General features: G+C 61.7%; 14 protein-coding genes, 2 tRNA genes, 3 rRNA genes, 2 pseudogenes and 1 riboswitch (1 of these 22 only partly in view). Of the genes and pseudogenes, 9 read left to right on the top strand and 12 right to left on the bottom strand.

Annotated features, from left to right (window positions below; all coding sequences use genetic code 11):
* Window positions 1-11 precede the first annotated feature (11 nt).
* A pseudogene (locus ACGI6K_RS09870) lies at window positions 12-1,031 on the bottom strand (IS701 family transposase); the annotation flags it as partial.
* A 204-nt stretch (window positions 1,032-1,235) separates the two neighbouring features.
* On the opposite strand from ACGI6K_RS09870, the pseudogene ACGI6K_RS09865 reads away from it, so the two are divergent.
* From ACGI6K_RS09865 to ACGI6K_RS09855, 3 genes and pseudogenes are all read left to right on the top strand, one after another.
* Window positions 1,236-1,526, top strand: a pseudogene (locus tag ACGI6K_RS09865) (helix-turn-helix transcriptional regulator); the annotation flags it as partial.
* A gap of 454 nt (window positions 1,527-1,980) precedes the next feature.
* Window positions 1,981-3,516, top strand: coding sequence for a 2,3-bisphosphoglycerate-independent phosphoglycerate mutase (gene gpmI, locus ACGI6K_RS09860; protein WP_377968548.1), 1,536 nt, complete (start codon window positions 1,981-1,983; stop codon window positions 3,514-3,516).
* A gap of 379 nt (window positions 3,517-3,895) precedes the next feature.
* Entirely contained in the window at window positions 3,896-5,077 is a 1,182-nt protein-coding gene (locus ACGI6K_RS09855) for a lactonase family protein (protein WP_435576111.1), read from the top strand.
* Window positions 5,078-5,100: 23 nt separating this feature from the next.
* On the opposite strand, the gene ACGI6K_RS09850 is transcribed toward ACGI6K_RS09855, so the two are convergent.
* Genes ACGI6K_RS09850 through ACGI6K_RS09840 form a run of 3 tightly spaced genes read right to left on the bottom strand, consistent with a single transcriptional unit; the run spans window position 5,101 to window position 10,141 of the window.
* Window positions 5,101-5,397 carry a DUF2149 domain-containing protein gene (locus ACGI6K_RS09850; RefSeq protein ID WP_376946760.1) on the bottom strand — a complete coding sequence of 99 codons (297 nt, stop codon included), beginning with the start codon at window positions 5,395-5,397 and terminating at the stop codon, window positions 5,101-5,103.
* Window positions 5,394-5,846: a MotA/TolQ/ExbB proton channel family protein gene (locus ACGI6K_RS09845; RefSeq protein ID WP_376946758.1), complete on the bottom strand. Its 453-nt coding sequence runs from the start codon at window positions 5,844-5,846 to the stop codon at window positions 5,394-5,396. Before ACGI6K_RS09845 ends, ACGI6K_RS09850 begins: the two co-directional genes overlap by 4 nt.
* A 2-nt stretch (window positions 5,847-5,848) precedes the next feature.
* A complete protein-coding gene (locus tag ACGI6K_RS09840) occupies window positions 5,849-10,141 on the bottom strand; it encodes a cobaltochelatase subunit CobN (protein WP_376946756.1) in 4,293 nt (1,430 codons plus the stop codon).
* A 106-nt stretch (window positions 10,142-10,247) separates the two neighbouring features.
* Window positions 10,248-10,380, bottom strand: a riboswitch (cobalamin riboswitch).
* A 226-nt stretch (window positions 10,381-10,606) separates the two neighbouring features.
* On the opposite strand from ACGI6K_RS09840, the gene cfa reads away from it, so the two are divergent.
* The 4 genes from cfa (at window position 10,607) to ACGI6K_RS09820 (ending at window position 14,358) form a co-directional block, all read left to right on the top strand.
* Entirely contained in the window at window positions 10,607-11,770 is a 1,164-nt protein-coding gene (gene cfa, locus ACGI6K_RS09835; RefSeq protein WP_376946754.1) for a cyclopropane fatty acyl phospholipid synthase, read from the top strand.
* A gap of 11 nt (window positions 11,771-11,781) precedes the next feature.
* The gene (locus ACGI6K_RS09830; protein ID WP_376946752.1) at window positions 11,782-12,003 is read left to right on the top strand and encodes a DUF2970 domain-containing protein; all 222 of its coding nucleotides are present in this window, start codon (window positions 11,782-11,784) and stop codon (window positions 12,001-12,003) included.
* 215 nt (window positions 12,004-12,218) lie between these two features.
* Window positions 12,219-13,877 (top strand): nitrite/sulfite reductase, encoded by a 1,659-nt coding sequence (locus tag ACGI6K_RS09825; protein ID WP_376946750.1) that lies wholly within the window; start codon window positions 12,219-12,221, stop codon window positions 13,875-13,877.
* On the top strand, window positions 13,861-14,358 hold the full coding sequence (locus ACGI6K_RS09820) for a DUF934 domain-containing protein (protein WP_376946748.1): 498 nt from the start codon (window positions 13,861-13,863) through the stop codon (window positions 14,356-14,358). Before ACGI6K_RS09825 ends, ACGI6K_RS09820 begins: the two co-directional genes overlap by 17 nt.
* Window positions 14,359-14,413: 55 nt before the next feature.
* Here the strand turns inward: ACGI6K_RS09820 and sohB are convergent, their stop codons facing one another.
* The gene (gene sohB, locus ACGI6K_RS09815) at window positions 14,414-15,436 is read right to left on the bottom strand and encodes a protease SohB (protein ID WP_376946766.1); all 1,023 of its coding nucleotides are present in this window, start codon (window positions 15,434-15,436) and stop codon (window positions 14,414-14,416) included.
* Between the two features lie 201 nt (window positions 15,437-15,637).
* Here sohB and ACGI6K_RS09810 point away from each other — a divergent pair, with 201 nt between their 5' ends.
* Together ACGI6K_RS09810 and ACGI6K_RS09805 are read left to right on the top strand one after the other, a co-directional pair.
* Window positions 15,638-16,351 carry a histidine phosphatase family protein gene (locus ACGI6K_RS09810; protein WP_376946764.1) on the top strand — a complete coding sequence of 238 codons (714 nt, stop codon included), beginning with the start codon at window positions 15,638-15,640 and terminating at the stop codon, window positions 16,349-16,351.
* 49 nt (window positions 16,352-16,400) lie between these two features.
* Window positions 16,401-16,715, top strand: coding sequence for an SCP2 sterol-binding domain-containing protein (locus ACGI6K_RS09805; RefSeq protein ID WP_376946746.1), 315 nt, complete (start codon window positions 16,401-16,403; stop codon window positions 16,713-16,715).
* 78 nt (window positions 16,716-16,793) lie between these two features.
* Here the strand turns inward: ACGI6K_RS09805 and nudC are convergent, their stop codons facing one another.
* The 7 genes from nudC to ACGI6K_RS09770 form a co-directional block, all read right to left on the bottom strand.
* A complete protein-coding gene (gene nudC / locus ACGI6K_RS09800) occupies window positions 16,794-17,624 on the bottom strand; it encodes an NAD(+) diphosphatase (protein ID WP_376946762.1) in 831 nt (276 codons plus the stop codon).
* Between the two features lie 147 nt (window positions 17,625-17,771).
* On the bottom strand, window positions 17,772-19,412 hold the full coding sequence (locus tag ACGI6K_RS09795; protein WP_376946744.1) for a ferrous iron transporter B: 1,641 nt from the start codon (window positions 19,410-19,412) through the stop codon (window positions 17,772-17,774).
* Window positions 19,413-19,675: 263 nt separating this feature from the next.
* A 5S ribosomal RNA gene (gene rrf, locus ACGI6K_RS09790) occupies window positions 19,676-19,791 on the bottom strand.
* 161 nt (window positions 19,792-19,952) lie between these two features.
* Window positions 19,953-22,844: ribosomal RNA gene (locus ACGI6K_RS09785) — 23S ribosomal RNA — on the bottom strand.
* Window positions 22,845-23,089: 245 nt separating this feature from the next.
* Window positions 23,090-23,165 (bottom strand) — tRNA-Ala (locus ACGI6K_RS09780).
* Window positions 23,166-23,209: 44 nt separating this feature from the next.
* A tRNA-Ile gene (locus ACGI6K_RS09775) sits at window positions 23,210-23,286 on the bottom strand.
* A gap of 91 nt (window positions 23,287-23,377) precedes the next feature.
* Window positions 23,378-23,734: ribosomal RNA gene (locus tag ACGI6K_RS09770) — 16S ribosomal RNA — on the bottom strand; it runs 1,179 nt beyond the window's last position.
* The 16S, 23S and 5S rRNA genes sit together here with 2 tRNA genes alongside, the layout of an rRNA operon.

Raw genomic sequence — 23,734 nt, 5'->3', positions numbered from 1 at the left:
AGGGCTGGTTCTAAAGACGTGTCCGCGGGCAGGGTCGACAGGACGTATTTTTCCGGTTCCCGCTGCCCCTCGGGCCACTCGATGAGCAACCATTCTTCGTCGCATACAGCCGTCCGCTGCTGGTCACGATGTGCCGCCCGCACCCGACCCGCGGCAAAGCAACCGGACAGTGCCGTGTTGCTGCCCTGCCGCCAGGTGACGGTACGATAAGCACTGGCCGGCAGAGCGAGCGCCAGCGCCTTCACGCTGACCGGCCGATGTTCGGCATCCCGCCGCCGCAGTCGGGGTTTGCGTCCCACGCCCTTCCACGGTTCCGGGGGCAGAGGCGCCTTGCCTTCCGGCCAGACGCTCGTCGTTCCCTGCACGCCGACGGCGTAGACCAGCCCCAACTCGGTCAGCCCATCGCGAAACCCCGTATCGTTGCCGTAGCCGGCATCGGCCAACACAGGACCCCGCGCAATCCCGGCAGTCAGGGCGGCCTTGAGCTGTTCCAGTGCAATCGTGGGCTTGGTCTGGAATCCAATCCCTTCCGGCACACCGGCCCGGGTGCGCCGCGCCGTATCCGCCGCCCAATCCTCGGGCAGATACAGCCGCCAGGCTATGGGAAGACTCGCCCTCTGGGTAGCCAGCGTCAGACTCACGGCAATCTGGCAATTGTCCCGCTTGCCCAGTTGGCCACAGTACTGGCGCGCCACACCGACCGAATGCTTGCCCTGCTTCGGAAAGCCCGTGTCGTCGACGATCCAGTAGCACTCGGTGCCGCCCTCGCGCAGCAGCGCCGGCTCCACCCAGGCCCGCACACGCTCGAGCAATCCCTCGTCCGACCAGTCGGATTTGGCGACGAAATGATGCAGTGACTGGTGGCGTGCCCGCACGGCATGGGGATCGATTCCTGCGGCCAGCGGCTCGACGCTCTTTCGTGCCAGCGGCAACATCAATCCCTGGCAATACCCACGCAGACCTTCATGCCGGTCCACGTGGCCCAGGGAATCGCACAGATGATCGAGGTAAGCTTCGAAGCGCTGTTCCATCCGTTATCCGTTCTCTCGTGGAATCCAATCGGCTGTTGGGATGAACGTATTCTCCTTGATTTTCTATGACATAGTAAGATTAATGGGGGGGGGGGGCCACTGAGGCTGGGCAAGATGGAATAGCCTGATTTCGGCAGACAGTTTCGATTGCTAACTGAGCATCGGCGGCAAAAGGAACCAGCAGCGCGTGAACCAGGCGGTCAATACATCTTCGATCATTACCACGAGAACCTGAGCCTGGAGGAAGTCGCCGAAGAACTCGGCATGCAGCCCACCTACTTCTCCGGGCTTTTCCGCCAGGCGACGGGCCGGCGCTTCGTCGAGTTCGTCAACAGCCTGCGCATCACCCTCGCCTGCGACCTGCCGATCCCCAATATCTGCTTCGAAGTGGGCTTCACCAATATCTTCAACTTCAATCGCCACTTCATGGCGCTCAAGGCCATGACACCATCCGACTATCGCAAACTGGCGGGCGTCGCCCGCTGGCTCGCTTAGGCAGGCGATTGCCGGTCGGCCAAGGTTTTGCGCCATCTCATTGGCCCGTTTCCGCCAGTGCGCAGCCTGAGGCACTCGATAGCGGAACAAGCCCCATTCCAGGGCGGCATCCGGCGAATGGCTGAATCGCTTTAAATTCGTAATAAACCGTATATAAGCTTGACCGTCCGGCTTGAAAACCAATAAGTTTACGTAAAATTATGCAAAACCAATAAAAACACGCATGCAAGCCCGTATCGCTCGCAAATGCCTATGAAATCCGGTCCGTGCTCAATCACGCGTGAACGCATGCCACGACCAGCGGTGCAGATCCACTCGGCTCTAAAGCTGACTTTCGCCCGCTCCAGGACACGTCCACGCACGCCAACCGGGAACCGCATCCCACCCCATCGAAACCCGAGGCGCCCGGCCACCGGGTCCTCCCCAGCCTTCGCCTTCCCAGGAGGGTCGCAACATGACTGCCATCCCCAAACCGCTGGTTCTCATCATCCTCGACGGCTTCGGCCACAGTGACAGCCCTGCCCATAACGCCATCCACGCCGCCCGCACCCCGGTCTACGACCGCCTGCTCGCCACCTGCCCCCACGGCCTGATCTCCGGCTCCGGCATGGATGTCGGCCTGCCCGACGGCCAGATGGGCAACTCCGAGGTCGGCCACATGAACCTCGGCGCCGGCCGCGTGCTCTACCAGGACTTCACCCGGGTGACCAAAGCCATCCAGGACGGCGAGTTCTTCGACAACCCGGCCATCTGCGCCGCCGTCGACCGCGCGGTCGCCGCCGGCAAAGCGGTGCACATCCTCGGCCTGCTCTCCGAAGGTGGCGTGCACAGCCACCAGGACCACATCGCCGCCATGGCCGAACTGGCTGTGCGGCGCGGCGCCGAAAAGATCTACCTGCACGCCTTCCTCGACGGCCGCGACACTCCGCCCAGGAGCGCCCAGGGCCCCATCGAGGCGCTCGAAGCCACCTTCGAACGCCTCGGCAAGGGCCGCATCGCCACGCTGATCGGCCGCTACTTCGCGCTGGACCGCGACAATCGCTGGGACCGTGTCGAGCAGGCCTACCGGCTGATCGTCGACGGCAAGGCCGAATACGCCGCCGAAACCGCCGCGGCCGGCCTGCAGGCCGCCTACGCCCGCGACGAGAGCGACGAGTTCGTCAAGGCCACCGCCATCGGCGCACCGGCGCGCGTGGAAGACGGCGACGCCGTGGTGTTCATGAACTTTCGCGCCGACCGCGCCCGCGAACTGAGCCGCACCTTCGTCGAGGCCGATTTCAAGGAATTCGAGCGCCCGCGCGTGCCGCGGCTGGCCGGCTTCGTCACCCTCACCCAGTATTCGGCGAGCATTCCGGCGCCTTGCGCCTTCCCGCCGACAGAACTGACCAATGTGCTCGGCGAGTACCTGGCGAACAACGGCAAGACTCAGTTGCGCATCGCCGAGACCGAGAAGTACGCCCACGTCACCTTTTTCTTCTCCGGCGGCCGCGAGGAGCCGTTCGCGGGCGAGGAGCGCATCCTGATCCCTTCGCCGCAGGTCGCCACCTACGACCTCAAACCGGAGATGAGCGCGCCGGAAGTCACCGAGCGCATGGTCGAGGCCATCGAGAACCGGCGCTACGACGTGATCATCGCCAACTACGCCAACGGCGACATGGTCGGCCACACCGGGGTGTTCGAGGCGGCGGTCAAGGCGGTGGAATGCCTGGACGCCAGCCTCGGGCGCATCGTCGCGGCGCTGGAGAAGGTCGGCGGCGAGGCGCTGATCACCGCCGACCACGGCAATGTCGAGCAGATGCAGGACGAAAGCACCGGCCAAGCGCACACTGCACACACCTGCGAGCCGGTGCCCTTCATCTACGTGGGTAAGCGCGCGCTGCGCATCCGCGAAGGCGGCGTGCTGGCCGACGTGGCGCCGACCATACTGAAGCTGCTCGACCTGCCGCAGCCGCAGGAAATGACCGGCCGGCCGCTGGTCGAGCCGGCTTGAGGCTGGGCTCCACGGTGAAAAGGATGGCATGTCCGGGCCATGCCATCCTTAGGGCGTGTCATCAATCGTTTCCCCGGTTGCGTTGCCGCCGGAACATTCCCTTGCCAAAGGCTGCAACGCCGCATGGCCCCATTTCCGGCGCAACCTGGGCGGCCCCACCCGCAGGGACAAGCCTGTTTTGGCACAGCGCGACGTTGCTCGTCGTTCGTTTGGAATGACCAGACTTCTCTCCTCGCGCCCACTGCCAAAACAGGCTCTGTGGCAACGCGGGAAACAATTGATGACACGCCCTAGCAGGACATTCCGTCCACTTATTCGCCGGCCAACGCCGGCGCACGACCCGGTCACAACAACAAGACTTCGAAGGCGAATTCCCCAGATGACAAAAACTACACCCCAGCGTGCCGCTGCAGTCTGCCTGCTCGCAGCCCTTCCCTTCGCCGGCATGGCGACGGAAAACACCTATCCGCTGTGGATCGGCAGCTATACCGCCGGCCCCAGCGAGGGCATCTACATACACAACTTCGACAGCCGCAGCGGGACCCTCTCCCGCGAGCCGCTGCAGGTGGTGAAAACGGAAAACCCCAGTTGGCTGGCCTTTTCCCCCGACCGCAAGTATCTGTTCGCAGTCAACGAGAACGGTCCGGGCCAGCTCGACATCGTCGGCCGCGTCACCTCCTTCCGCGTCGACACGACCAAGGGCAGCTTGGAAAAGATCAACGAGGTGAAGTCGCTCGGCAGCGAAACGACACACCTCAGCGTCAGCCACGACGGTACGCACCTGTTCGTCTCCAACTATTCGGTGGCGGCCGATCCGGGCGGTACCCTGGTGGTGATCCCGGTGGATGCCGACGGCCGTCTCCAGCCAGTCAGCCAAGTCAAGACCCACCGTGCTAGCCAGGCCCATCCCGAGCGCCAGCAGTCGCCCCACGTGCATTCGGCGGTCGAGTCGCCGGACGGGCGCTATGTGTTCGCCCAGGACCTCGGCGCCGACAGGATCTACGTCTACCGCTACGACCCGGTGGCCCATCCCGAGCATCCACTCAGCGCCAACGAGGCGCAGCCCTTCGTCGAGCTGCCGCCAGGCTCGGGGCCTCGTCACCTGGTGTTCGGCCGGGACGGCAAGCAGGCTTACCTGACCCTGGAGATGCAGGGAAGCGTGGCTGTCTTCGACTATGCCGACGGCAAACTCACGCTCAAGCAGAGCGTCCCGCTCACCGCCGAGGGCTTCCAGGGCCAGAGCAAGGCCGCCGCCCTGCATGTCTCGCCGGACGGCCGCTTCCTTTACGCGACCAACCGCGGCACCGCCAACGAGCTGGTGGTCTTGCGGATCGATCCGGACGATGGGCGTCTCAGCGTGGTTTCGCGGCATTCGGTGCAGGGCGAAGAACCGCGCGAATTCACCTTCGATCCGACCGGCCGCTTCATCCTGGTCGCCAACCAGAACAGCAATGCGATCGTCGTCATGGAGCGCGACCCAGACACCGGCAAGGCGGGCAGGATCACCCAGAGCCTGCCCTTCCCGTCGCCATCCGACCTGAAGTTCGCCACCAGCCCCTGAGGCGGCGGCCGGAGCCTCGCCAGCTATTTGCCGATCAGGATCAGCTTGCCGGTCTTCGGATCGCGGTAGACCTGGCCAACACTTTCCAGACCCTGGCCGGCACTCCCCTCGACGCTCTCCGGCAGACGCGGCAGTTCGCGGCCGCGCTCCACCGCTAGCGGCTGACGCTCGGCAGCGAGCCGGGCCAGCAGGTCGGTGCGCGCGGCCAGCGCCACCAGCAGGCCGCAGGCGAACACCAGCATAAGATCCACCAGGTTGGCCACCGAGCTGAGCGGGTCGGTGTCCACCTCGTCGAAACGGCTCGATCGCCAGCGGCTCATCGTGCTCCCTCCGTCTCGCGCTCCATGGCATCCAACAGTTCGTCATACCAGCGCCGGCGCAGGCGGCCGAGCACGAAGCCGACCATGCCGCCCAGCAGGCCCATGACGGTGGCGTCGAAGGCCACCCGCATCGCTACGCCGAGCACCTTGAGGTCGCCCTCGCCGAGCGCCGCCAACCCCGGGCCGAGCGGAATCAGGGTGCCCATCAGGCCGAGAATCGGCCCCAGCCGGGCGATCAGGTCGGAACGCTCCAGGCGCCGCCGGGCACGCCGCTCGACCTCGCCCGTCGGCAACAGGCGCCAGCGCACCAGGCCGCCGAAACGCTCGCCGCAGGCCACGCCGATGTCCCAGATCGCCAGTGCCAGCAGCGCCAGCATGGCGACGGTGACCGGCTCCAGCAGCCAGCCGACCAGTTGGTGAATCCAGGCGAAGATCGCGCTGTCCAGCATCCTCACACTCCTTTCGCAACGCGCGGACCGCGCCCGCGCCAGATCCCCAGGCCGAGCAGCAGCATCAGGCCGGCCAGCGCCAGCCAGAGGTGCTCATCCACCGTCTGAGCCAGGTTTTCCCCCTTGTCGGCCTGCGTGTCCTGTTCGGCCGCCTCGTCCTGTGCTGCCGGCTGCAACTCGCTGAGTATGCTCGGCGATTTGGCTTCGGACGTCGGTAACTGCGCGGCCTGCAGGCGCCGTTCGAGACCGGCGCGCAGCTCGGCCGGCAGTTGTGGCAGTAGCCACTGCAGCATCGGATGATCCGGTCGGGTATGACCGCTGCCCGGTAGGCCGTGGGCGTCGACCAGATGGGCAAACTGCTCGCCGAGCTGGCGGACGGTGGCCGCGTCGGCCTGCCAGAAGCCCTTGTGGATCGCCACCAGCATCAATGCCAGCATGTTGCTCTTCACATGGACGTTCTGTCCCTGTTCGAGGAAGTCGGTCAGGCCGAGCTGGTAGCGGTCGTCGAGGTACACCGCTTTGACCTCCTCCCAGACGCTATCGCCGATGATCTCCGGGTTGGTCACCTGCCAGCCCCAGAGGTATTCGAGGAACTCGCTGCCCATGGTGCGCGCGCCGGCGTAATTGTGGCGCATCAGCGCCTCGATCCAGGCCGGATTGAAAAAGCGCCCGCGCAGTTCAGCCAGCAGCGCCTGCGGCAGCGGCTGCAGGCGCACTTGGGCCGGATCGTTGTGCCAGGCAACGAAGTTCTCCGGCGCCTGCCCAGCGAGTTGCTCGACCGCCAGGCTCAGGCCACCGAGATAGTCGAAGGCGTCGTTGTTGTCCATCAGCCCGTAAAGGTTGCTGGAACGGCCCAGGTAGGTGCGCCGTACCTGTTTGAGATTGTCGGCGAAGGCCGCTTGCGCTGCCTCGCCCTGCCGCTCTAGGCCGTAGGCGTGGCCCATGCGGGTGACATAGGCGCGGACCAGTTCGCCGCGATCCTGCCAACTGCCGGAACGCTCGACTAGGCGGTTGATGCCGGCCCCGTAGGCGCCGGGCGCCACGCCGAACAGGCGCAGCGCGGCCAGGCGCCCGGCCTCGCCGGCGGACAGGCCGCTCTTGAGCCGCCCGGCGGCGTCTTCCACCCAGTGCGCCGCCACCCGGTTGCCCTCCAGACTCTCGCCACCGCCTTCGCCCGCGCCCTGCAAGGGTGCCAGCGCCTCGGCCAGCGCCGGGCGCAGGGCCGGGTAGTCGCGGCGGATGCGCTCGGCGGAGGCATTCAGTGCCAGTAGCACGGCGCGTTCGAGTAGGGCTAGCTGATCAGCGTAGAGGTCGCGGAACAGCCCGGAAGTGGTGAACAGCAGGTCGCGGCGCTGCTCGCCCGGCGCCAGTTCGCGCAGGCGGATGCCCTCGACGATGCCGCGGCTGTTCCACTGCTGCTCGACGCCGAGCAGATCGAGGCCGAAGGCGATCATCGCCCCCTCATCGCGCACCATGTCCGAGGCCCAGAGGATCAGCGCCTCGCGGCCGTCCGCCGGCAGCGGGCGCGCCCGTGCCTTGGCGGCCATCTCGCGGCCGATGCGCCAGCCGATGCGGCTGGGCAACAGGCTACTGTCGAGGGCGTGGAAATTGCGCCCGGTCGGCAATACCTCAGGGGTGCGGATCGGGTCGTTGCCCTTGCCGGGAGCGACGAAACGGCCGTTCAGTGCATTGAGCAACGCCGCCATCTCAGCCCGCGGCGAGTCGACCAGCGCCGGACGGAAGGCTTCGCCGCCCTCGCCCATGGACCTGACCAGGGTGTCCACCGCCTCCTGCCGCCAGGGCTTGCCGAACACGTGCAGGCCCATGGGCATGAAGCGTTCCTGGATGGCAGTCAGGTAGTGGCCGAGTTCGTGCACCAGCAGGTCGTCGTCGGCCTGCTCGAACCCGATGCCACGCGCCGCCAGTGGCTCAGCCATCGACTGGCGCAGTTCCGGCTCGAGCCCGGCGCTGCCGATCAACCGGCGGATTTCAGCGATGGTCGCGCGCCGGGCCGGGCCGTCTACCTGTCCGCTGCCGGCCTCGAAGCTTTCGATCAGTTGACGCAGGCGCAGCAGGTCGTCGTACAGTGGAGTGGCCAGCAGCGGCGGCGTGAGGTGGTCGATCATCACCGCCAGACCGCGGCGCTTGGCCTGGATGCCCTCGCCGACGCCATCGACGATATAGGGGTAGATGCTCGGCAGGTCGCCAACCACCTGCATCGGGTAGTCCTCGTCGCTCAGCCCGGCGCGCCGGCGCGGCAGGAACTCGTAGGTAGAGTGCCGGCCGAGATGGATCAGCGCATCGGCGCGGAAATCGTCGCGCAGCCAGTGGTAGAAAGCCAGGTACTGGTGCGGCGGCGGGAATACGAGGTTGGCATGCAGCAGTTCCTGGTCGATCTCCCAGCCGCGCGGCGGCTGCGGGCCGACGAACACCTTGCCGAAGCGGATGCCCGGCAGCAGCAGGCGCTCGCCCTGCACCATCACCTGTCCCGGCGCCTCGCCCCAGCCGCGCAGCCCCTCAATGCCGGTAGCGGCGAGCGCCTGCACCAGTGCCTCGGCTTGCGCCCAGTCGGCTTGTCTTGGCGCTTCCAGGGCAGCGCGGTAAATCGCTTCGAGCTGGGCCAGCAGATCCAGGGCGCGCTGCCGCGCCGGATGGACCACGCCGTCCAGCACGTGATGCAGTTCGCCGGAACCGCTCTCGAAGAGCCCGCGGGCGATCTCGCTGCGGCCGCCGTCCAGGGCGCGGCGCAGTTGGGCGTGCCAATAACCCAATGGTCCTTGCACCATCTCCGCTCGCAGCGTCGCCGGCAGGGTTTCGAACCAGTGCCGGTAATCCCCGGCGCTCAGGGTCTGCACCTTGTCTGCCATGGCCGCCAGGGCGTCGCCCTGCTCCGGCAGGTTGACGCCACGCTCCTGCAGTAGGTCGAGCAGCGCCGTTGGCGACTCGGGCAGCGGGCCGGTGTCGTAGCCCTCGGCCTTGAGCCGGGTGAGGATCTCGAACAGCGATTGCGGTACGTCGAGATTATCCGCGCCGATGTTGTGCCGGCCCGGCGGGTGGTTGTAATAGACGATAGCCAGGCGCTTGTCCGCATTGGCCTTCCGCTGCAGTGTGTGCCAGCGCTGAATGCGCGCAGCGAAGGCGTCGAGCCGGGCCGGCAGCGGCACGGCGACGCCGAAGCGGATGCCCGACAGCGGATCGTCTTGGCGCTCGTGCCAGGCTGCCAGCACCATGGCCTGGCCGCTGCCCTGCAGCTCGGGCATGGCCAGTTGGTAGTGCACCTTGTCGCGTGCCAGGCCGTCGCTGGACAACTGCCAGCCGTTCTCGTCGCGATCCTCCAGACGCAAGCCCTTGAGCACCGGCACGTTCAACCGCTCGAACAGCCCAGTGACTTCCTCGCGGCCTTCGCCACCGCCGACCACGAAATCCTGCAGCACGACGACGGCGGCGAGCGGCGGGTGTCGTCCTTCCTTCAGCCAGCGCGCCGCCGCCAGCGAGCCCGGCCCCCAGTCGGCGAACAGGCTGACGCAGGCCAAGCCCTGGCTTTCCAGGCGCTGGCAGAGGGCGTCGTTCAGCTCGCGGTCGCCGGCACGGTCGGCACGACCGTGGTCGATCACAGCGACCAGCGCGTCGCCGGAGAAGGCCAGCTCGTTCGCGCCGCGCAAAGCTCCCTGCTGGTAAAAGCGCAGCGGCGGGCGCGCCCGCACGGCCGGCACCGCCACGCCCGGATCGTGCCGGGCCGCCAGCCAGGCCAGGAGGCCGGCGATATTGTCGATGCCGCCGGCCTGCCAGTAACTGCGTGCGGCGATCCAGTCGGCCTGACGCGGATATTCGGCCTGCAGGTGGGCGATCCAGCCGGCCAGTTCGCCCTGCGGGCGCAGCCGGCCCAGGGTCTCGACCATCTCGCGCGAATCGAACAGCGGCTGTCCGCGACTGCGACTGAGCTGCACGAGGGCATGCTCGCTGTGCATGAAGAAGCCGTCCGCCGGCGCGACCTGGCCGAGCAACGCGCCCAGGCGCTCCACTTCGGCGCCGAACAGGCCGACGCCGAGCAACGCCCGGCCTTCGCCCAGCCAGACGCGCAGCGCCGGCTCGTCGAGTTCGGCGAGTTGCTCCGGGGTGCGCGCACTGATCCGCCACTGCGGATTGTCTCGCTGGAACTGTGCGGCCGCGCCGGCGAACTCGGCGGCACTGTAGCGGGAAACGATGGCATTCAGTTGCGCCGCCGAGGCCCAGGGAGCGAGCAACCCGAGCAGCACAGCCAGGCCGAAGCGACGAAGGAAAAGTAGAGATGGCATGCCCAATCCCGGATCGAAAGGCGATGGGCAGAGGAAACGGACGCACTGCCGGCGGCAAAGCCCCGGAACGGCTATGGCTGGCGACCGCACGGCCGCCCACCGCGACCTGCTTCGGGAGAACGGGCTGGTGTCGGGCTCGGCCGTGGAACGGCCCCACCGTTGCGGGGGCAGCGTCAGCTTGGACTGACTTCCCATTTATGCCGGACCTCAATCCGAGCACCGCGTTCTCCATGTCGCCGGCCCGAGGCCGGCAGGGGTGCCACCTTACGCGGCGGACAGCGCTGGGGCAAGGCCGTCTCGCTGGCGGTTTTCCAGAGTCTTTGCTAGGGATTATTGGCCGTCCTGCCAGTCCCTGCCTAATCTGACTTTGCGTGGATGCATTGCCTCGGTCGGCAACCGGCAGCTTTCGATTTCGAGGTACCACTCGGAACTGCTCCGCCAGAGCTAGGCAAGGATGGGATAAGCATGAGCAGAGAATTCACATTCGACGCAGGGTCCGACTACCTCTCCCAAGACTCCGGGCTGCACCGCCTGACGGTCGAGCTGCTGCAACAGGCCGACATCCGTATTGGCGGTAATCGTCCCTGGGACATGCAGCTCAAGGCCGGCGGCGTACCCGAGCGTGTCTTCGCCCAGGGCAATCTGGGACTGGGCGAAGCCTACATGGAAGGCGCCTGGGAGGCGGAACGGCTGGACGAGTTCTTCTTCCGCCTGCTGCGCGCCGACATCGACCGCCAGGTGAGGCCGGCACGACTGATCTTTTACACCCTGCGCTCGCGCCTGCTCAACCGGCAGAACCGCCGACGCGCCTGGAAGGTCGGCGAGACCCACTACGATCTCGGCAACGATTTCTACGCGGCCATGCTCGATCCGCGCATGACCTACACCTGCGGCTACTGGAAAGATGCCGGCGATCTGGCCGAAGCCCAGGAGGCTAAGCTCGAGCTGATCTGCCGCAAGCTCGGCCTGGAACGGGGTATGCGGGTGCTCGACATCGGCTGCGGCTGGGGCAGCTTCATGGGCTATGCCGCGGAACGCTACGGCGTACAGTGCGTCGGGGTGACCATCTCCCGGGAACAGCAGGCCCTGGCCCGGGAACGTTACGCCAGGCTGCCCGTGGAATTCCGCCTGCAGGACTATCGCGAGATCCAAGGGCGCTTCGACCGCATCGTCAGCGTCGGCATGTTCGAACACGTGGGGCGCAAGAACCACCGTCGCTTCTTCGAAGTCGCCGCCCGCTGCCTGGCCGACGATGGCCTGCTGCTCCTGCATACCATCGGCAAGAACCGGCGCCACTCGACTCCCGACCCCTGGATCGACCGCTACATCTTCCCCAATGGCGACCTGCCTTCCCTCGGGCAGATCGGCGACGCGCTGGATGGTCTTTTAGTGCTCGAGGATCTGCACAACTTCGGTGCCGACTACGACAGGACCCTGATGGCTTGGCATGCCAACTTCGAGGCGGCCTGGCCGCGCTTCGCCGCCGAACTGGGCGAAAGATTCCGGCGCATGTGGCGCTACTACCTGCTGTCCTGTGCCGGCGCTTTCCGCGCCCGAGACATCCAGCTCTGGCAGTACGTGCTGTCGAAGAAGGGCATACCGGGCGGCTACCGGCGCCCGCTGCTTTGAGGCTGGAGCCCATGGACGACAAGCACGACGACGACAAACCCCTGACCCTCCGGCAGATGCTGCGCAGCGTGCTGGCCGCCGCCCTCGGCGTGCAGAGCGGCGAGAATCGGGCACGGGACTTTTCCAGGGGCAAGCCGAGCCATTTCATCCTGCTCGGTATAGGGTCCACCATCCTGTTCGTGCTGATCCTGATCGGGGTAGTCAGGCTGATCCTGCATCTGGCCCAGTCTTGAACGGCCCATTTTCGTCTCGGCCGGAAGCCGCTTCGGCCCGGACTTGCCCTAGAGTACGTCCGTACAACTTACAATAACAAAAAACTCTATTTTTATAGAAAAACATTACTTTTACGTATAACTCTGAGCTGATATTGTAATCCGCTTCTCCGAAATAGCGGTGCGCGGTCGCGCGCGCAAAAAAGCTGTAAGCAGCCTGACCGACAGGACACTTCATGTACGTATATGACCAGTACGATCAACACATCATCGAGGACCGGGTCCGCCAGTTCCGCGACCAGACCCGCCGCTACCTGGCCGGCGAGCTGAGCGAAGAGGAATTCCGTCCGCTGCGCCTGCAGAACGGCCTGTACATCCAGCGCTACGCTCCCATGCTGCGTGTGGCTGTGCCCTACGGACTGCTCTCCTCCCCGCAACTGCGCAAGCTGGCCCGGATCGCCCGCGACTACGACAAGGGCTATGCCCATATCAGCACCCGGCAGAACGTGCAATTCAACTGGCCGGAGCTGGAGGATGTCCCGGACATCCTCGCCGAACTGGCGACGGTGCAGATGCATGCCATCCAGACCAGCGGCAACTGCATCCGCAACACCACGACCGACCAGTTCGCCGGGGTGGCGCATGACGAGTTGGTGGACCCGCGCCCCTGGTGCGAAATCATCCGCCAGTGGTCCACCTTCCATCCGGAATTCGCCTTCCTGCCGCGCAAGTTCAAGATCGCCGTCAACGGCGCCGCGGGCGACCGTGCAGCTATCGAAGTGCACGACATCGGCCTGGAGGCCGTGCGCAACGGAACCGGCGAACTGGGCTTCCGCGTCTCCGTGGGCGGCGGCTTGGGCCGGACACCGATCGTCGGCACATTCATCAATGAATTCCTGCCCTGGCAGCACCTGCTCACCTACCTGGATGCGGTGCTGCGGGTCTACAACCGTTATGGCCGCCGCGACAACAAGTTCAAGGCGCGCATCAAGATCCTGGTCAAGGCACTGACGCCTGAGGTGTTCGCCGAACGGGTCAACGCCGAATGGGCCCACATCAAGGACGGCCCGAATACCCTCACCGTGGCGGAGGTCGAGCGCGTCAGCCGCTGCTTCGTCGATCCGGCCTATCGGCTCCTCGAAGGCCAGGAGGCCGCCCTCGCCCGTCTCGATGCCGAGCACCCGGGTTTCGCCCGCTGGCGCGCGCGCAACGTGTTCGCCCACAAGAAACCGGGCTATGCCGCCGTGACCCTGTCGCTGAAACCCACTGGCACCGCCCCCGGCGACATCACCGACAAGCAACTGGAGGCCCTCGCCGATCTAGCCGAGCGCTACAGCTTCGGCGAAGTGCGCAACTCCCACCAGCAGAACGTCATCCTCGCCGACGTCGAGCAGGCCCACCTGTTCGACCTGTGGGGTGAACTGCGCGAGCAGGGTTTCGCTACTCCCAATGTCGGCCTGCTGACTGACATCATCTGCTGCCCGGGCGGTGACTACTGCTCCCTGGCCAATGCCAAGTCGATCCCGATCGCTGAAGCCATCCAGCGTCGCTTCGAGGATCTCGACTATTTGTTCGACATCGGCGAACTCGACCTGAATATTTCCGGCTGCATGAACGCCTGTGGCCACCATCATATCGGCCACATCGGCATCCTCGGCGTCGACAAGAAAGGCGCGGAGTTCTATCAGGTATCCCTCGGCGGCAGCGCCGGCCGCGACGCCAGCTTGGGGCAGATTCTCGGTCCGTCCTTCGCACAGGAGGATATGGCCGAAGTGATCGAGAAGATCATCACCGTCTATGTGGAAAAGCGCGTCGAGGATGAACGTTTCATCGATACCTTCCGCCGCATCGGCATCGAACCGTTCAAGGAGCGCGTTTATGCAGCGAATCATTAAAAACGGCCAGGTGATCGACGAAACCTGGCATTTGCTGGACAAGGACGTCACGCTCGAGGGCCTGTCCAACGCCGACGACCTGATCGTCCCCCTAGTGCTATGGCGCGAACACGCCCATGCCCTGAAGGTCCGCGACGGTGGCCTAGGCGTATGGCTGGACAGCGACGAGGAAGTGGAGGAAATCGCCGGCGACCTCGGTCATTTCAAGGTCATCGCCCTGAACTTCCCCAGTTTCGTTGACGGCCGCCATTATTCGAGCGCCCGCCTGCTGCGCGAGCGTTATGGCTACCAGGGCGAGATCCGCGCTATCGGCGACGTGCTGCGCGACCAGTTGTTCTTCATGCAGCGCTGCGGTTTCGATGCCTTCGCCATCCGCGCGGACCGCGATCCTTATGACGCCCTGCAGAGCTTGCAGGACTTCTCGGTCTGCTATCAGGCCGCTGCCGATCAGCTTCCGCTGTTCCGCCGCCGGCAGGGCTGAGACTCCGACTTCACGAAAAGAAAGAAGCCCCGCTCTGGCGGGGCCTCCTCATTGATCACTGATAGCGACTTCGACTCAAGCGCTCCCACCAGTTCAGAAGCACGCGGTCCACGGCCAGGGCAGCCCCTAAGCCAAAACGCTCCTGCAGACTCCTCTTTTCGGCGTAGTGCAGTTGGAACAGCTCCGCACCGCCGGCCTTCGCCGCCAGGTATTCGTCGCTGGTCATCAACTCGTCGACCAGTTGCTTCTCCAGCGCACTCTGCCCGAGCCAGATCTCGCCGGTGGCGATCTTATCGATGGTCAATTGCGGCCGGTAGCGAGCAACGAAGTTTTTGAACAGCTCGTGGGTAGTTTCCAGGTCCTCCTGAAACTTTTCCCGGCCTTTCTCGGTGTTCTCACCGAATACCGTCAAAGTGCGCTTGTACTCCCCGGCGGTGAGCACTTCGAAGTCGATGTCGTGCCTTTTCAGCAACCGATGCACATTGGGCAACTGCGCCACCACACCGATAGAGCCAAGGATGGCGAAAGGCGCGGAAAGAATCCGATCACCGATGCAAGCCATCATGTAACCGCCGCTGGCGGCCACCTTGTCGACGCATACGGTCAGGGGTATGCCCGCCTGACGGATACGGACCAATTGCGAAGCGGCCAAGCCATAGCTGTGCACTAACCCTCCCCCGCTCTCCAGGCGCAACACGACTTCGTCGTCGGGCTTAGCCATGCTCAGCACGGCCGTCACTTCATGACGCAGCTTGTCGGTAGCGGAAGCCCGGATGTCGCCATCGAAGTCCAACACGAAAAGCCTGGGCTTTGTCTTGCCTTCCTTCCGCTCCCGCTTCTCGGCTTTGGCCTCCGCCTTACGCCGAGTCTTGAGGCGCTCCTTGTCCAGCACTATTTGTTCTAGACTTTCCCGCAGGGACTTATAGAAATCGTTGAGCCTGTGCACCTCGAGATGCCCTTCGCCCCGATGACGGCTTCTGCTGCGCAAGACTGCGATGGCGACCAATACCACCAGAACGGCCACCACCACTGTCACGGTCCGGGCCAGAAAACCGGCATAATCGAGAAAAAACTCCACAGCCATCCCCTTTTTCAAGACACAAACAAAACGCCCGGCTTCAGGCGTTGTCGAAGCGCTCAAGCATACCGAGAGGGCTATGCCCCGACCAGCGCAATAGGAGGAAGCAGAGTTCCATGGACGATACAGTAGCAAACATTGACAGCCTTCCAACGCCCCTCCTAACCTCGGAGAAATAACAATAACTACAAGGATATGGACGTGGGCAGCATTTATTTGATCCGACATGGCCAGGCCTCGTTCGGTACTCAGGATTACGATGTGCTCTCGCCCCTGGGCAGACGTCAGGCCGAAATGCTCGGCGCCCATTTAGGACGCCAGGGGGTCGGTTTCGACCGCTGTATCAGCGGCTCGCTCAGGCGCCAACAGCACACCGCCAGCGCGACGTTGGAACAGCTTCGACTCGCCGGCATGAAGATTCCCGCCATCGAAACCGATCCGGCCTTCGACGAGATCAATATCGATGCCGTGATCCGAGCCCATCTTCCCGACCTGTTTCCAATCCATCAGGACATGCAGCAAGCTTTGCAGCAAGCTGCTACTCAGCCGAACAACTTCCAGCGACTGTTCGGCCAAGTCATCGAGCAGTGGATCTCCGGCAGGCACAAGAAAGAAACACTGGAGAGTTGGGATGGCTTCCGTACACGAGTCCAGGACGGCCTCTATCGCCTGCTGGCTGATGCAGCACCGCAGGCACGCATTGCCGTATTCACGTCCGGCGGTCCTATCATCGCCCTGCTGCATCATCTGGTTGTTGGCTTGTCCGCGCCCAAAGCCTTCGAACTCGCTTGGCAGATCGCCAATACATCTTTCAGCCAGTTAAGATTCGACGGTAACGAGGTGACTTTGGCTTCCTTCAACAGCCGTGCGCACCTGGAAACGATGCAGGCACCGGAACTCATCACTTATCTGTGAATTTCGAAGCTTTACCCTGCACACTTCTCCCCTCGAAAAGGAGCAATATATGACTTCTGTTGCCGACATCATCGAAACCATGAAATCCAGATTTGATCCCAGTGCCGCTTCCGGCCTGGATATCGTGTTCCAGTTCACCATCAAGGATGCCGACAATCACTATCTGGTGATCAAGGACGGCACTTGCGAAGTCCATCATGGCGATGCCGAGGAGCCCAACGTCACGCTGGTTATGGATAGCAAGACCTTCAAAGGCATTACCAGCGGCGAGATAGGCGGCATGCAGGCCTTCATGTTCGGCAAGTTACGCGCGGAAGGCGATGTGAAGCTGGCGATGAAACTGAGCGAACTGTTCCCGCTCTGAGTCCGGCAACCCCGCGGGCCGACCTGTTTTCCTTCCCACTGCCGGCAGCCGTCGAAACTAGCGAGCCGGCAGCCGGGTTCAACTCGGCAAAAGTGGTTCTTCGAGTCCGAGGCGTTGCGCTCTGTAGAGCTCGATCAAATAACGGGCGATCGAATACTTCGAAGGCAATGAGGGAAGATCAACCAGGCTGAACCAGCGAGCGTCTTCGATTTCTTCGGGCTGGGGAACTATTTCACCACCGGCATATTCGGCATGGAATCCAAGCATCAGCGAATGAGGAAAAGGCCAGGATTGGCTGGCGATGTACCTCAAATGCCGGACCTCGACGCCAACCTCCTCCCGCACCTCACGCATCACACATTGCTCGACGCTCTCACCCGGCTCGACGAAACCTGCGAGCGTGCTGTAAACGCCAGCGGCGAAACGTGGCGAACGGGCCAGGAGAACCTCATCATCACGAGTGACCAATACAATCATGCTTGGCGACAAACGTGGATAGTATTGTTCTTCACAATGAACACAGTGCATCGCCCGCTCTCCCGGCAACAGTGTCATTGGCGCGCCACAGCTTCCACAGAAGCGATGCAGGCGAGCCCAAGTGCCGATCTGCGCGGCATAGCCGAGCAATTGGAAAGTCTTGGCATCGCTTTCAAGCATGAGCTGCCGCAGAGTCCGCCAAGAACACCCTTCTACCTCAACAGGGCTTTCCAACTCGAGCAGATGGACAGGTTCGCCGTCGCCCCCTCCGAGCACGTGCTCGACAAGCACCGGCAAGCCTTGCGCCTTCAGGAGTCGATAGGGAAACAACGGCCCTCGTGGGCCCAGCAGGAAACGCTGGCGACAATGCGCTAGCGCCAAGCCTTCCGATGAAGGCTTGATGTTCATTACAAGACTCCAATGCGGGCTCATCATTTGAAGGGATCCTCTTGCCTGTCCCTTAATAGCCGGCTTGTAAAACATCCAGTACTAACGGGACCAACATGCAGTTTATGACAAGACTGCTACACAGGCTTGCGCAATCCCTCGATAATTATGAAAACGAAACAGCGATGCAAGTCAGGCAACGGCAGACAAGGTTAGAGCACGCAGCGCCTCAGTGGCCAGATCAAGGATATGAAGTTGATTATCAGGAGTACCACCCTCCAAGTAGTACTCCAAGCAGGTCAAAGCATCGGCCAGGGTTTCAAGCGTGGGCTCAGTAGGTATTTGCTGGGAGTCCAGCATCTGGGAACGGATGCAATCGGCACAAGCACCGGCCAGCGACGCCGCATGCTCCAGCCCGAGAAACCAGAGCCCGCCACGAACCGCATTGAGACTGACCGGCACATTGGCCAAATACAGCCTTTCTCCTTGGAAATTTAGGTAGGCGGTGATCGCTCGCTTGGCAAGTACAAGAGTGGTCTTTGCCTCATTCAGAACAACGATCCGCGCCTCGGTTAATTGGTATCTGACGAAGCAATTCGGCTCTTGGTCCTCCAGTTGGGAATACCCACTGTGCTCGAGACCGGCAACTACCCCCTCCACATGCAGTAGAGCCTCGGCCAAGCGCGCAAGAAATTGCGAATCAAGCAACTGGCTCAGCGAGGTCGGCAACAACTCCTGCAAGAGATTACCCACCGAAACCAGGCCAACCATCGTGAGCGTTTTTGCCAACTTACACAGTGAGACCTGCAATCCAATCAGATGATGCTTCTGCCCACAACCACGCTCGATGAGATCCATGGTATCTTCGATGCCAGCCAACTCCTCGCGAATGGCAGAAGACAGGGAACGCATGACCGTCCTGCCAGGACCTTTTAGGCGCCTGAACTCTTTTTCCAAGAGTTGATCGGTAAATGGTAACTTTTCAAGGTCAAATACCCGGCGTAACTCGGTGACCCGCGGACCGCAGCTCTCCGTTAGAGCCACAAGGTAAAGAAGCTCCTGTAGTAAACTTTGAGAAACTTCATAACAGGAACAGGCCAGAGCTTGTTTGAGCTGGCGCTCGACGCGGGCAAACAGATATTTTCGCGACTTACGAGGCAAGAGCCGGCCATCCAGTTGAGCTTCGAGAGCAGCAGCGCAGATCCAGAAAAGTCGGCCTTGAGGATGATTGACGAAAAGTCTATCTAAACGCGACATTGCGCGAGACATGAGATCCAGGCTAACGGATAAGCTGCGCTCACGAATGAAGCCAAGCAGGCCAATCTGATACATATGCCGCAAGCGTGCCACTTCATCAGTCCGAATTCCTGGCCCCTGGCCTGTGGAGGAACGGTACGCAGGAAGGGACACATCAAGGCTGACACTGAAGAATTGGCTCTCTGGCAAAGGCAGCAAGCCTGCAGCTTGGCGCAGTTCATCGACTGCAGGCAGCAGCATTTCCGGCAGGCCTTGATCCTGGACATCAACGTTCTCAAGGTATCTTCGCAACACATACAGGGCATTGCTCAAGGCAGCCAGACGGCCATTTTGATTCTGGTTGATACCCAGAGGGATATCGATCGCTTGCTGAAGTATCTCGAAGGCCAGCAACTCGGCCCCAGCTAATTCGATCAGGCTGAGGGTGCCACGTACCTGCTGTAAATCCAAAACGATTTGTTGAAGGAGGGTGCCGTTCTCGCGCTCGACAATAAACTGCTCAAGCCTCTGCTCGGCCCCCTCAATGGTAGCGAACAACTCATTACGTACCAAAGCAAGAGACATAGCATTGAGCATGGATCTATCGCACCTCCAGTGCCAAACTCCCATGAATCTTCATCAGTAAAACCAGCATGAATCTACTTATCTTCGTTTGCTGGTTTTTTCTACAAAGCCAAGATCCGACATAACTGCATAACTATAACAACAGATCTCTTGGAATAATGCGATTCAGCACACGGCTTTGGGTGAAAGGTCATCGAGCGGGACGGGTTCGTAGAGAGCCCGGGGCGAGCAAAAACCCCCGGGCCGATGAGACGGTCCGGGGGTTCGCAAAAGGGGCTTGACGATGACCTACTCTCACATGGGGAAACCCCACACTACCATCGGCGAGGCGTCGTTTCACGGCTGAGTTCGGGATGGGATCAGGTGGTTCCAACGCTCTATGATCGTCAAGCAATTCGGTTGCCGCCGTGTCGAGGACACGACAGCCAATCGGGTCGGTGATAGCAGTAACCTGTTTCCGGCAATGTGCGGTCCAGCCAAATCTTCGGCCTGTCGGCTGCGCCCTCTGCAGGCCACCCTGCTGGGGCGGACAACAGATTGTTTGGGCGTTATATGGTCAAGCCTCACGGGCCATTAGTATGGGTTAGCTCAACGCCTCACAACGCTTACACACCCCACCTATCAACGTCGTAGTCTGCGACGGCCCTTCAGGGAGCTCAAGGCCCCGGTGAGATCTCATCTTGAGGCGAGTTTCCCGCTTAGATGCTTTCAGCGGTTATCTCTTCCGAACGTAGCTACCCGGCAGTGCCACTGGCGTGACAACCGGAACACCAGAGGTTCGTCCAACCCGGTCCTCTCGTACTAAGGTCAGCCCCTCTCAAATCTCAAACGTCCACGGCAGATAGGGACCGAACTGTCTCACGACGTTCTAAACCCAGCTCGCGTACCACTTTAAATGGCGAACAGCCATACCCTTGGGACCGGCTTCAGCCCCAGGATGTGATGAGCCGACATCGAGGTGCCAAACACCGCCGTCGATATGAACTCTTGGGCGGTATCAGCCTGTTATCCCCGGAGTACCTTTTATCCGTTGAGCGATGGCCCTTCCATACAGAACCACCGGATCACTAAGACCTACTTTCGTACCTGCTCGACGTGTCTGTCTCGCAGTCAAGCGCGCTTTTGCCTTTATACTCTGCGCGTGATTTCCGACCACGCTGAGCGCACCTTCGTACTCCTCCGTTACGCTTTGGGAGGAGACCGCCCCAGTCAAACTGCCCACCATACACTGTCCTCGATCCGGATAACGGACCGGAGTTAGAACCTCAAGCATGCCAGGGTGGTATTTCAAGGATGGCTCCGGGGGAACTGGCGTCCCCCCTTCACAGCCTCCCACCTATCCTACACAAGCAGGCTCAAAGTCCAGTGCAAAGCTACAGTAAAGGTTCACGGGGTCTTTCCGTCTAGCCGCGGATACACTGCATCTTCACAGCGATTTCAATTTCACTGAGTCTCGGGTGGAGACAGCGCCGCCATCGTTACGCCATTCGTGCAGGTCGGAACTTACCCGACAAGGAATTTCGCTACCTTAGGACCGTTATAGTTACGGCCGCCGTTTACCGGGGCTTCGATCAAGAGCTTCGCTTGCGCTAACCCCATCAATTAACCTTCCGGCACCGGGCAGGCGTCACACCCTATACGTCCACTTTCGTGTTTGCAGAGTGCTGTGTTTTTAATAAACAGTCGCAGCGGCCTGGTATCTTCGACCGGCATGGGCTTACGGGGTAAACCCTTAACCCTCACCGGCGCACCTTCTCCCGAAGTTACGGTGCCATTTTGCCTAGTTCCTTCACCCGAGTTCTCTCAAGCGCCTTGGTATTCTCTACCCGACCACCTGTGTCGGTTTGGGGTACGGTTCCTGGTTACCTGAAGCTTAGAGGCTTTTCTTGGAAGCAGGGCATCAACCACTTCGCCTTCGTATAAGAAGGCTCGTCATCGGTTCTCGACCTTGACCACCCGGATTTGCCTGAGTGATCGGCCTACCGCCTTAAACTTGGACAACCAACGCCAAGCTGGCCTAGCCTTCTCCGTCCCCCCATCGCAGTAACCAGAAGTACGGGAATATTAACCCGTTTCCCATCGACTACGCTTTTCAGCCTCGCCTTAGGGGCCGACTCACCCTGCGTCGATTAACGTTGCGCAGGAACCCTTGGTCTTTCGGCGTGGGTGTTTTTCACACCCATTGTCGTTACTCATGTCAGCATTCGCACTTCTGATACCTCCAGCAAGCCTCTCGACTCACCTTCACAGGCGTACAGAACGCTCCTCTACCGCGCAGCTTGCGCTGCACCCGTAGCTTCGGTGCCTGGTTTGAGCCCCGTTACATCTTCCGCGCAGGCCGACTCGACTAGTGAGCTATTACGCTTTCTTTAAAGGGTGGCTGCTTCTAAGCCAACCTCCTAGCTGTCTAAGCCTTCCCACATCGTTTCCCACTTAACCAGGACTTTGGGACCTTAGCTGACGGTCTGGGTTGTTTCCCTTTTCACGACGGACGTTAGCACCCGCCGTGTGTCTCCCGTGCTGGCACTTGCCGGTATTCGGAGTTTGCATCGGTTTGGTAAGTCGGGATGACCCCCTAGCCGAAACAGTGCTCTACCCCCGGCAGTGATACACGAGGCGCTACCTAAATAGCTTTCGAGGAGAACCAGCTATCTCCGAGCTTGATTAGCCTTTCACTCCGATCCACAAGTCATCCGCTACCTTTTCAACGGGAGTCGGTTCGGTCCTCCAGTCAGTGTTACCTAACCTTCAACCTGCTCATGGATAGATCGCCCGGTTTCGGGTCTATACCCAGCGACTTGGCGCCCTATTAAGACTCGCTTTCGCTACGCCTCCCCTATACGGTTAAGCTTGCCACTGAATATAAGTCGCTGACCCATTATACAAAAGGTACGCAGTCACCCAACCAAGTGGGCTCCCACTGCTTGTACGCATACGGTTTCAGGATCTATTTCACTCCCCTCTCCGGGGTTCTTTTCGCCTTTCCCTCACGGTACTGGTTCACTATCGGTCAGTCAGGAGTATTTAGCCTTGGAGGATGGTCCCCCCATGTTCAGACAACGTTTCACGTGCGCCGTCCTACTCGATTTCATTGACCAGGGACTTTCGTGTACGGGGCTATCACCCGCTACGGCGGCCCTTTCCAGAGCCTTCCACTAATCCCTCGCCAACTTAAGGGCTGCTCCCCGTTCGCTCGCCACTACTAAGGGAATCTCGGTTGATTTCTGTTCCTCAGGGTACTTAGATGTTTCAGTTCCCCTGGTTCGCCTCTTGCCCCTATGGATTCAGGACAAGATACCCGGCTTGTGCCGGGTGGGTTTCCCCATTCAGAGATCGCCGGATCACGGGCCGTTTGCCGCCTCCCCGACGCTTATCGCAGGCTACCACGTCTTTCATCGCCTCTGACTGCCAAGGCATCCACCGTATGCGCTTCTTCACTTGACCATATAACCCCAAGCAATCTGTGGCCTCGCGGCCGTGCCTGGCTGGTGTGAAGACGACATTTGCCGAACATTTGCGCTTGAACTCGCACATTTGCCTTGACCGCGCCGACCGCAGTGAAACGAGCGGCGCGTCGTACTTCTATCACATACCCGAATTGTTAAAGAACGGTTCTGGCGCAAAGACCAGAAATCAGCATTCGCCCGATGGGAAATGCTCATTTCTAAGCTTTCAGCGATGGTGGTGGATGGTGGAGCCAAGGAGGATCGAACTCCTGACCTCCTGCGTGCAAAGCAGGCGCTCTCCCAGCTGAGCTATGGCCCCTCTTGCCTTGCGCGAGGTCGACACTGGCCACACCCCGTGACAATTGGTGGGTCTGGGCAGATTCGAACTGCCGACCTCACCCTTATCAGGGGTGCGCTCTAACCAACTGAGCTACAGACCCAATCGTCTCACTCTCGGGTCTAAACCCAATCGCTGTTTGCCAGGGAATCAAGCAATTCGTGTGGGTGCTTATGAAAAGCCGGATCTTCGATTAAGGAGGTGATCCAGCCGCAGGTTCCCCTACGGCTACCTTGTTACGACTTCACCCCAGTCATGAATCACTCCGTGGTAACCGTCCTCCCGAGGGTTAGACTAGCTACTTCTGGAGCAACCCACTCCCATGGTGTGACGGGCGGTGTGTACAAGGCCCGGGAACGTATTCACCGCGACATTCTGATTCGCGATTACTAGCGATTCCGACTTCACGCAGTCGAGTTGCAGACTGCGATCCGGACTACGATCGGTTTTCTGGGATTGGCTCCGCCTCGCGACTTGGCAACCCTTTGTACCGACCATTGTAGCACGTGTGTAGCCCTGGCCGTAAGGGCCATGATGACTTGACGTCATCC

Source organism: Azorhizophilus paspali (assembly GCF_043587585.2).
Taxonomy (GTDB): Bacteria; Pseudomonadota; Gammaproteobacteria; order Pseudomonadales; family Pseudomonadaceae; genus Azotobacter; species Azotobacter paspali.
Note: the sequence above shows the minus strand (reverse complement) of the source record. Positions and strands in the feature narration are given on the sequence as shown.

Bases quoted from the DNA above. Each gene is read 5' to 3' on its own strand.
- ACGI6K_RS09820 (WP_376946748.1), top strand. From the start codon at position 13,861: ATGCAGCGAATCATTAAAAACGGCCAGGTGATCGACGAAACCTGGCAT.
- ACGI6K_RS09825 (WP_376946750.1), top strand. From the start codon at position 12,219: ATGTACGTATATGACCAGTACGATCAACACATCATCGAGGACCGGGTC.
- ACGI6K_RS09795 (WP_376946744.1), bottom strand. From the start codon at position 19,412: ATGCTCAATGCTATGTCTCTTGCTTTGGTACGTAATGAGTTGTTCGCT.
- ACGI6K_RS09855 (WP_435576111.1), top strand. From the start codon at position 3,896: ATGACAAAAACTACACCCCAGCGTGCCGCTGCAGTCTGCCTGCTCGCA.
- gpmI (WP_377968548.1), top strand. From the start codon at position 1,981: ATGACTGCCATCCCCAAACCGCTGGTTCTCATCATCCTCGACGGCTTC.
- ACGI6K_RS09830 (WP_376946752.1), top strand. From the start codon at position 11,782: ATGGACGACAAGCACGACGACGACAAACCCCTGACCCTCCGGCAGATG.
- ACGI6K_RS09840 (WP_376946756.1), bottom strand. From the start codon at position 10,141: ATGCCATCTCTACTTTTCCTTCGTCGCTTCGGCCTGGCTGTGCTGCTC.
- ACGI6K_RS09850 (WP_376946760.1), bottom strand. From the start codon at position 5,397: ATGAGCCGCTGGCGATCGAGCCGTTTCGACGAGGTGGACACCGACCCG.
- ACGI6K_RS09845 (WP_376946758.1), bottom strand. From the start codon at position 5,846: ATGCTGGACAGCGCGATCTTCGCCTGGATTCACCAACTGGTCGGCTGG.
- ACGI6K_RS09805 (WP_376946746.1), top strand. From the start codon at position 16,401: ATGACTTCTGTTGCCGACATCATCGAAACCATGAAATCCAGATTTGAT.
- cfa (WP_376946754.1), top strand. From the start codon at position 10,607: ATGAGCAGAGAATTCACATTCGACGCAGGGTCCGACTACCTCTCCCAA.
- nudC (WP_376946762.1), bottom strand. From the start codon at position 17,624: ATGAGCCCGCATTGGAGTCTTGTAATGAACATCAAGCCTTCATCGGAA.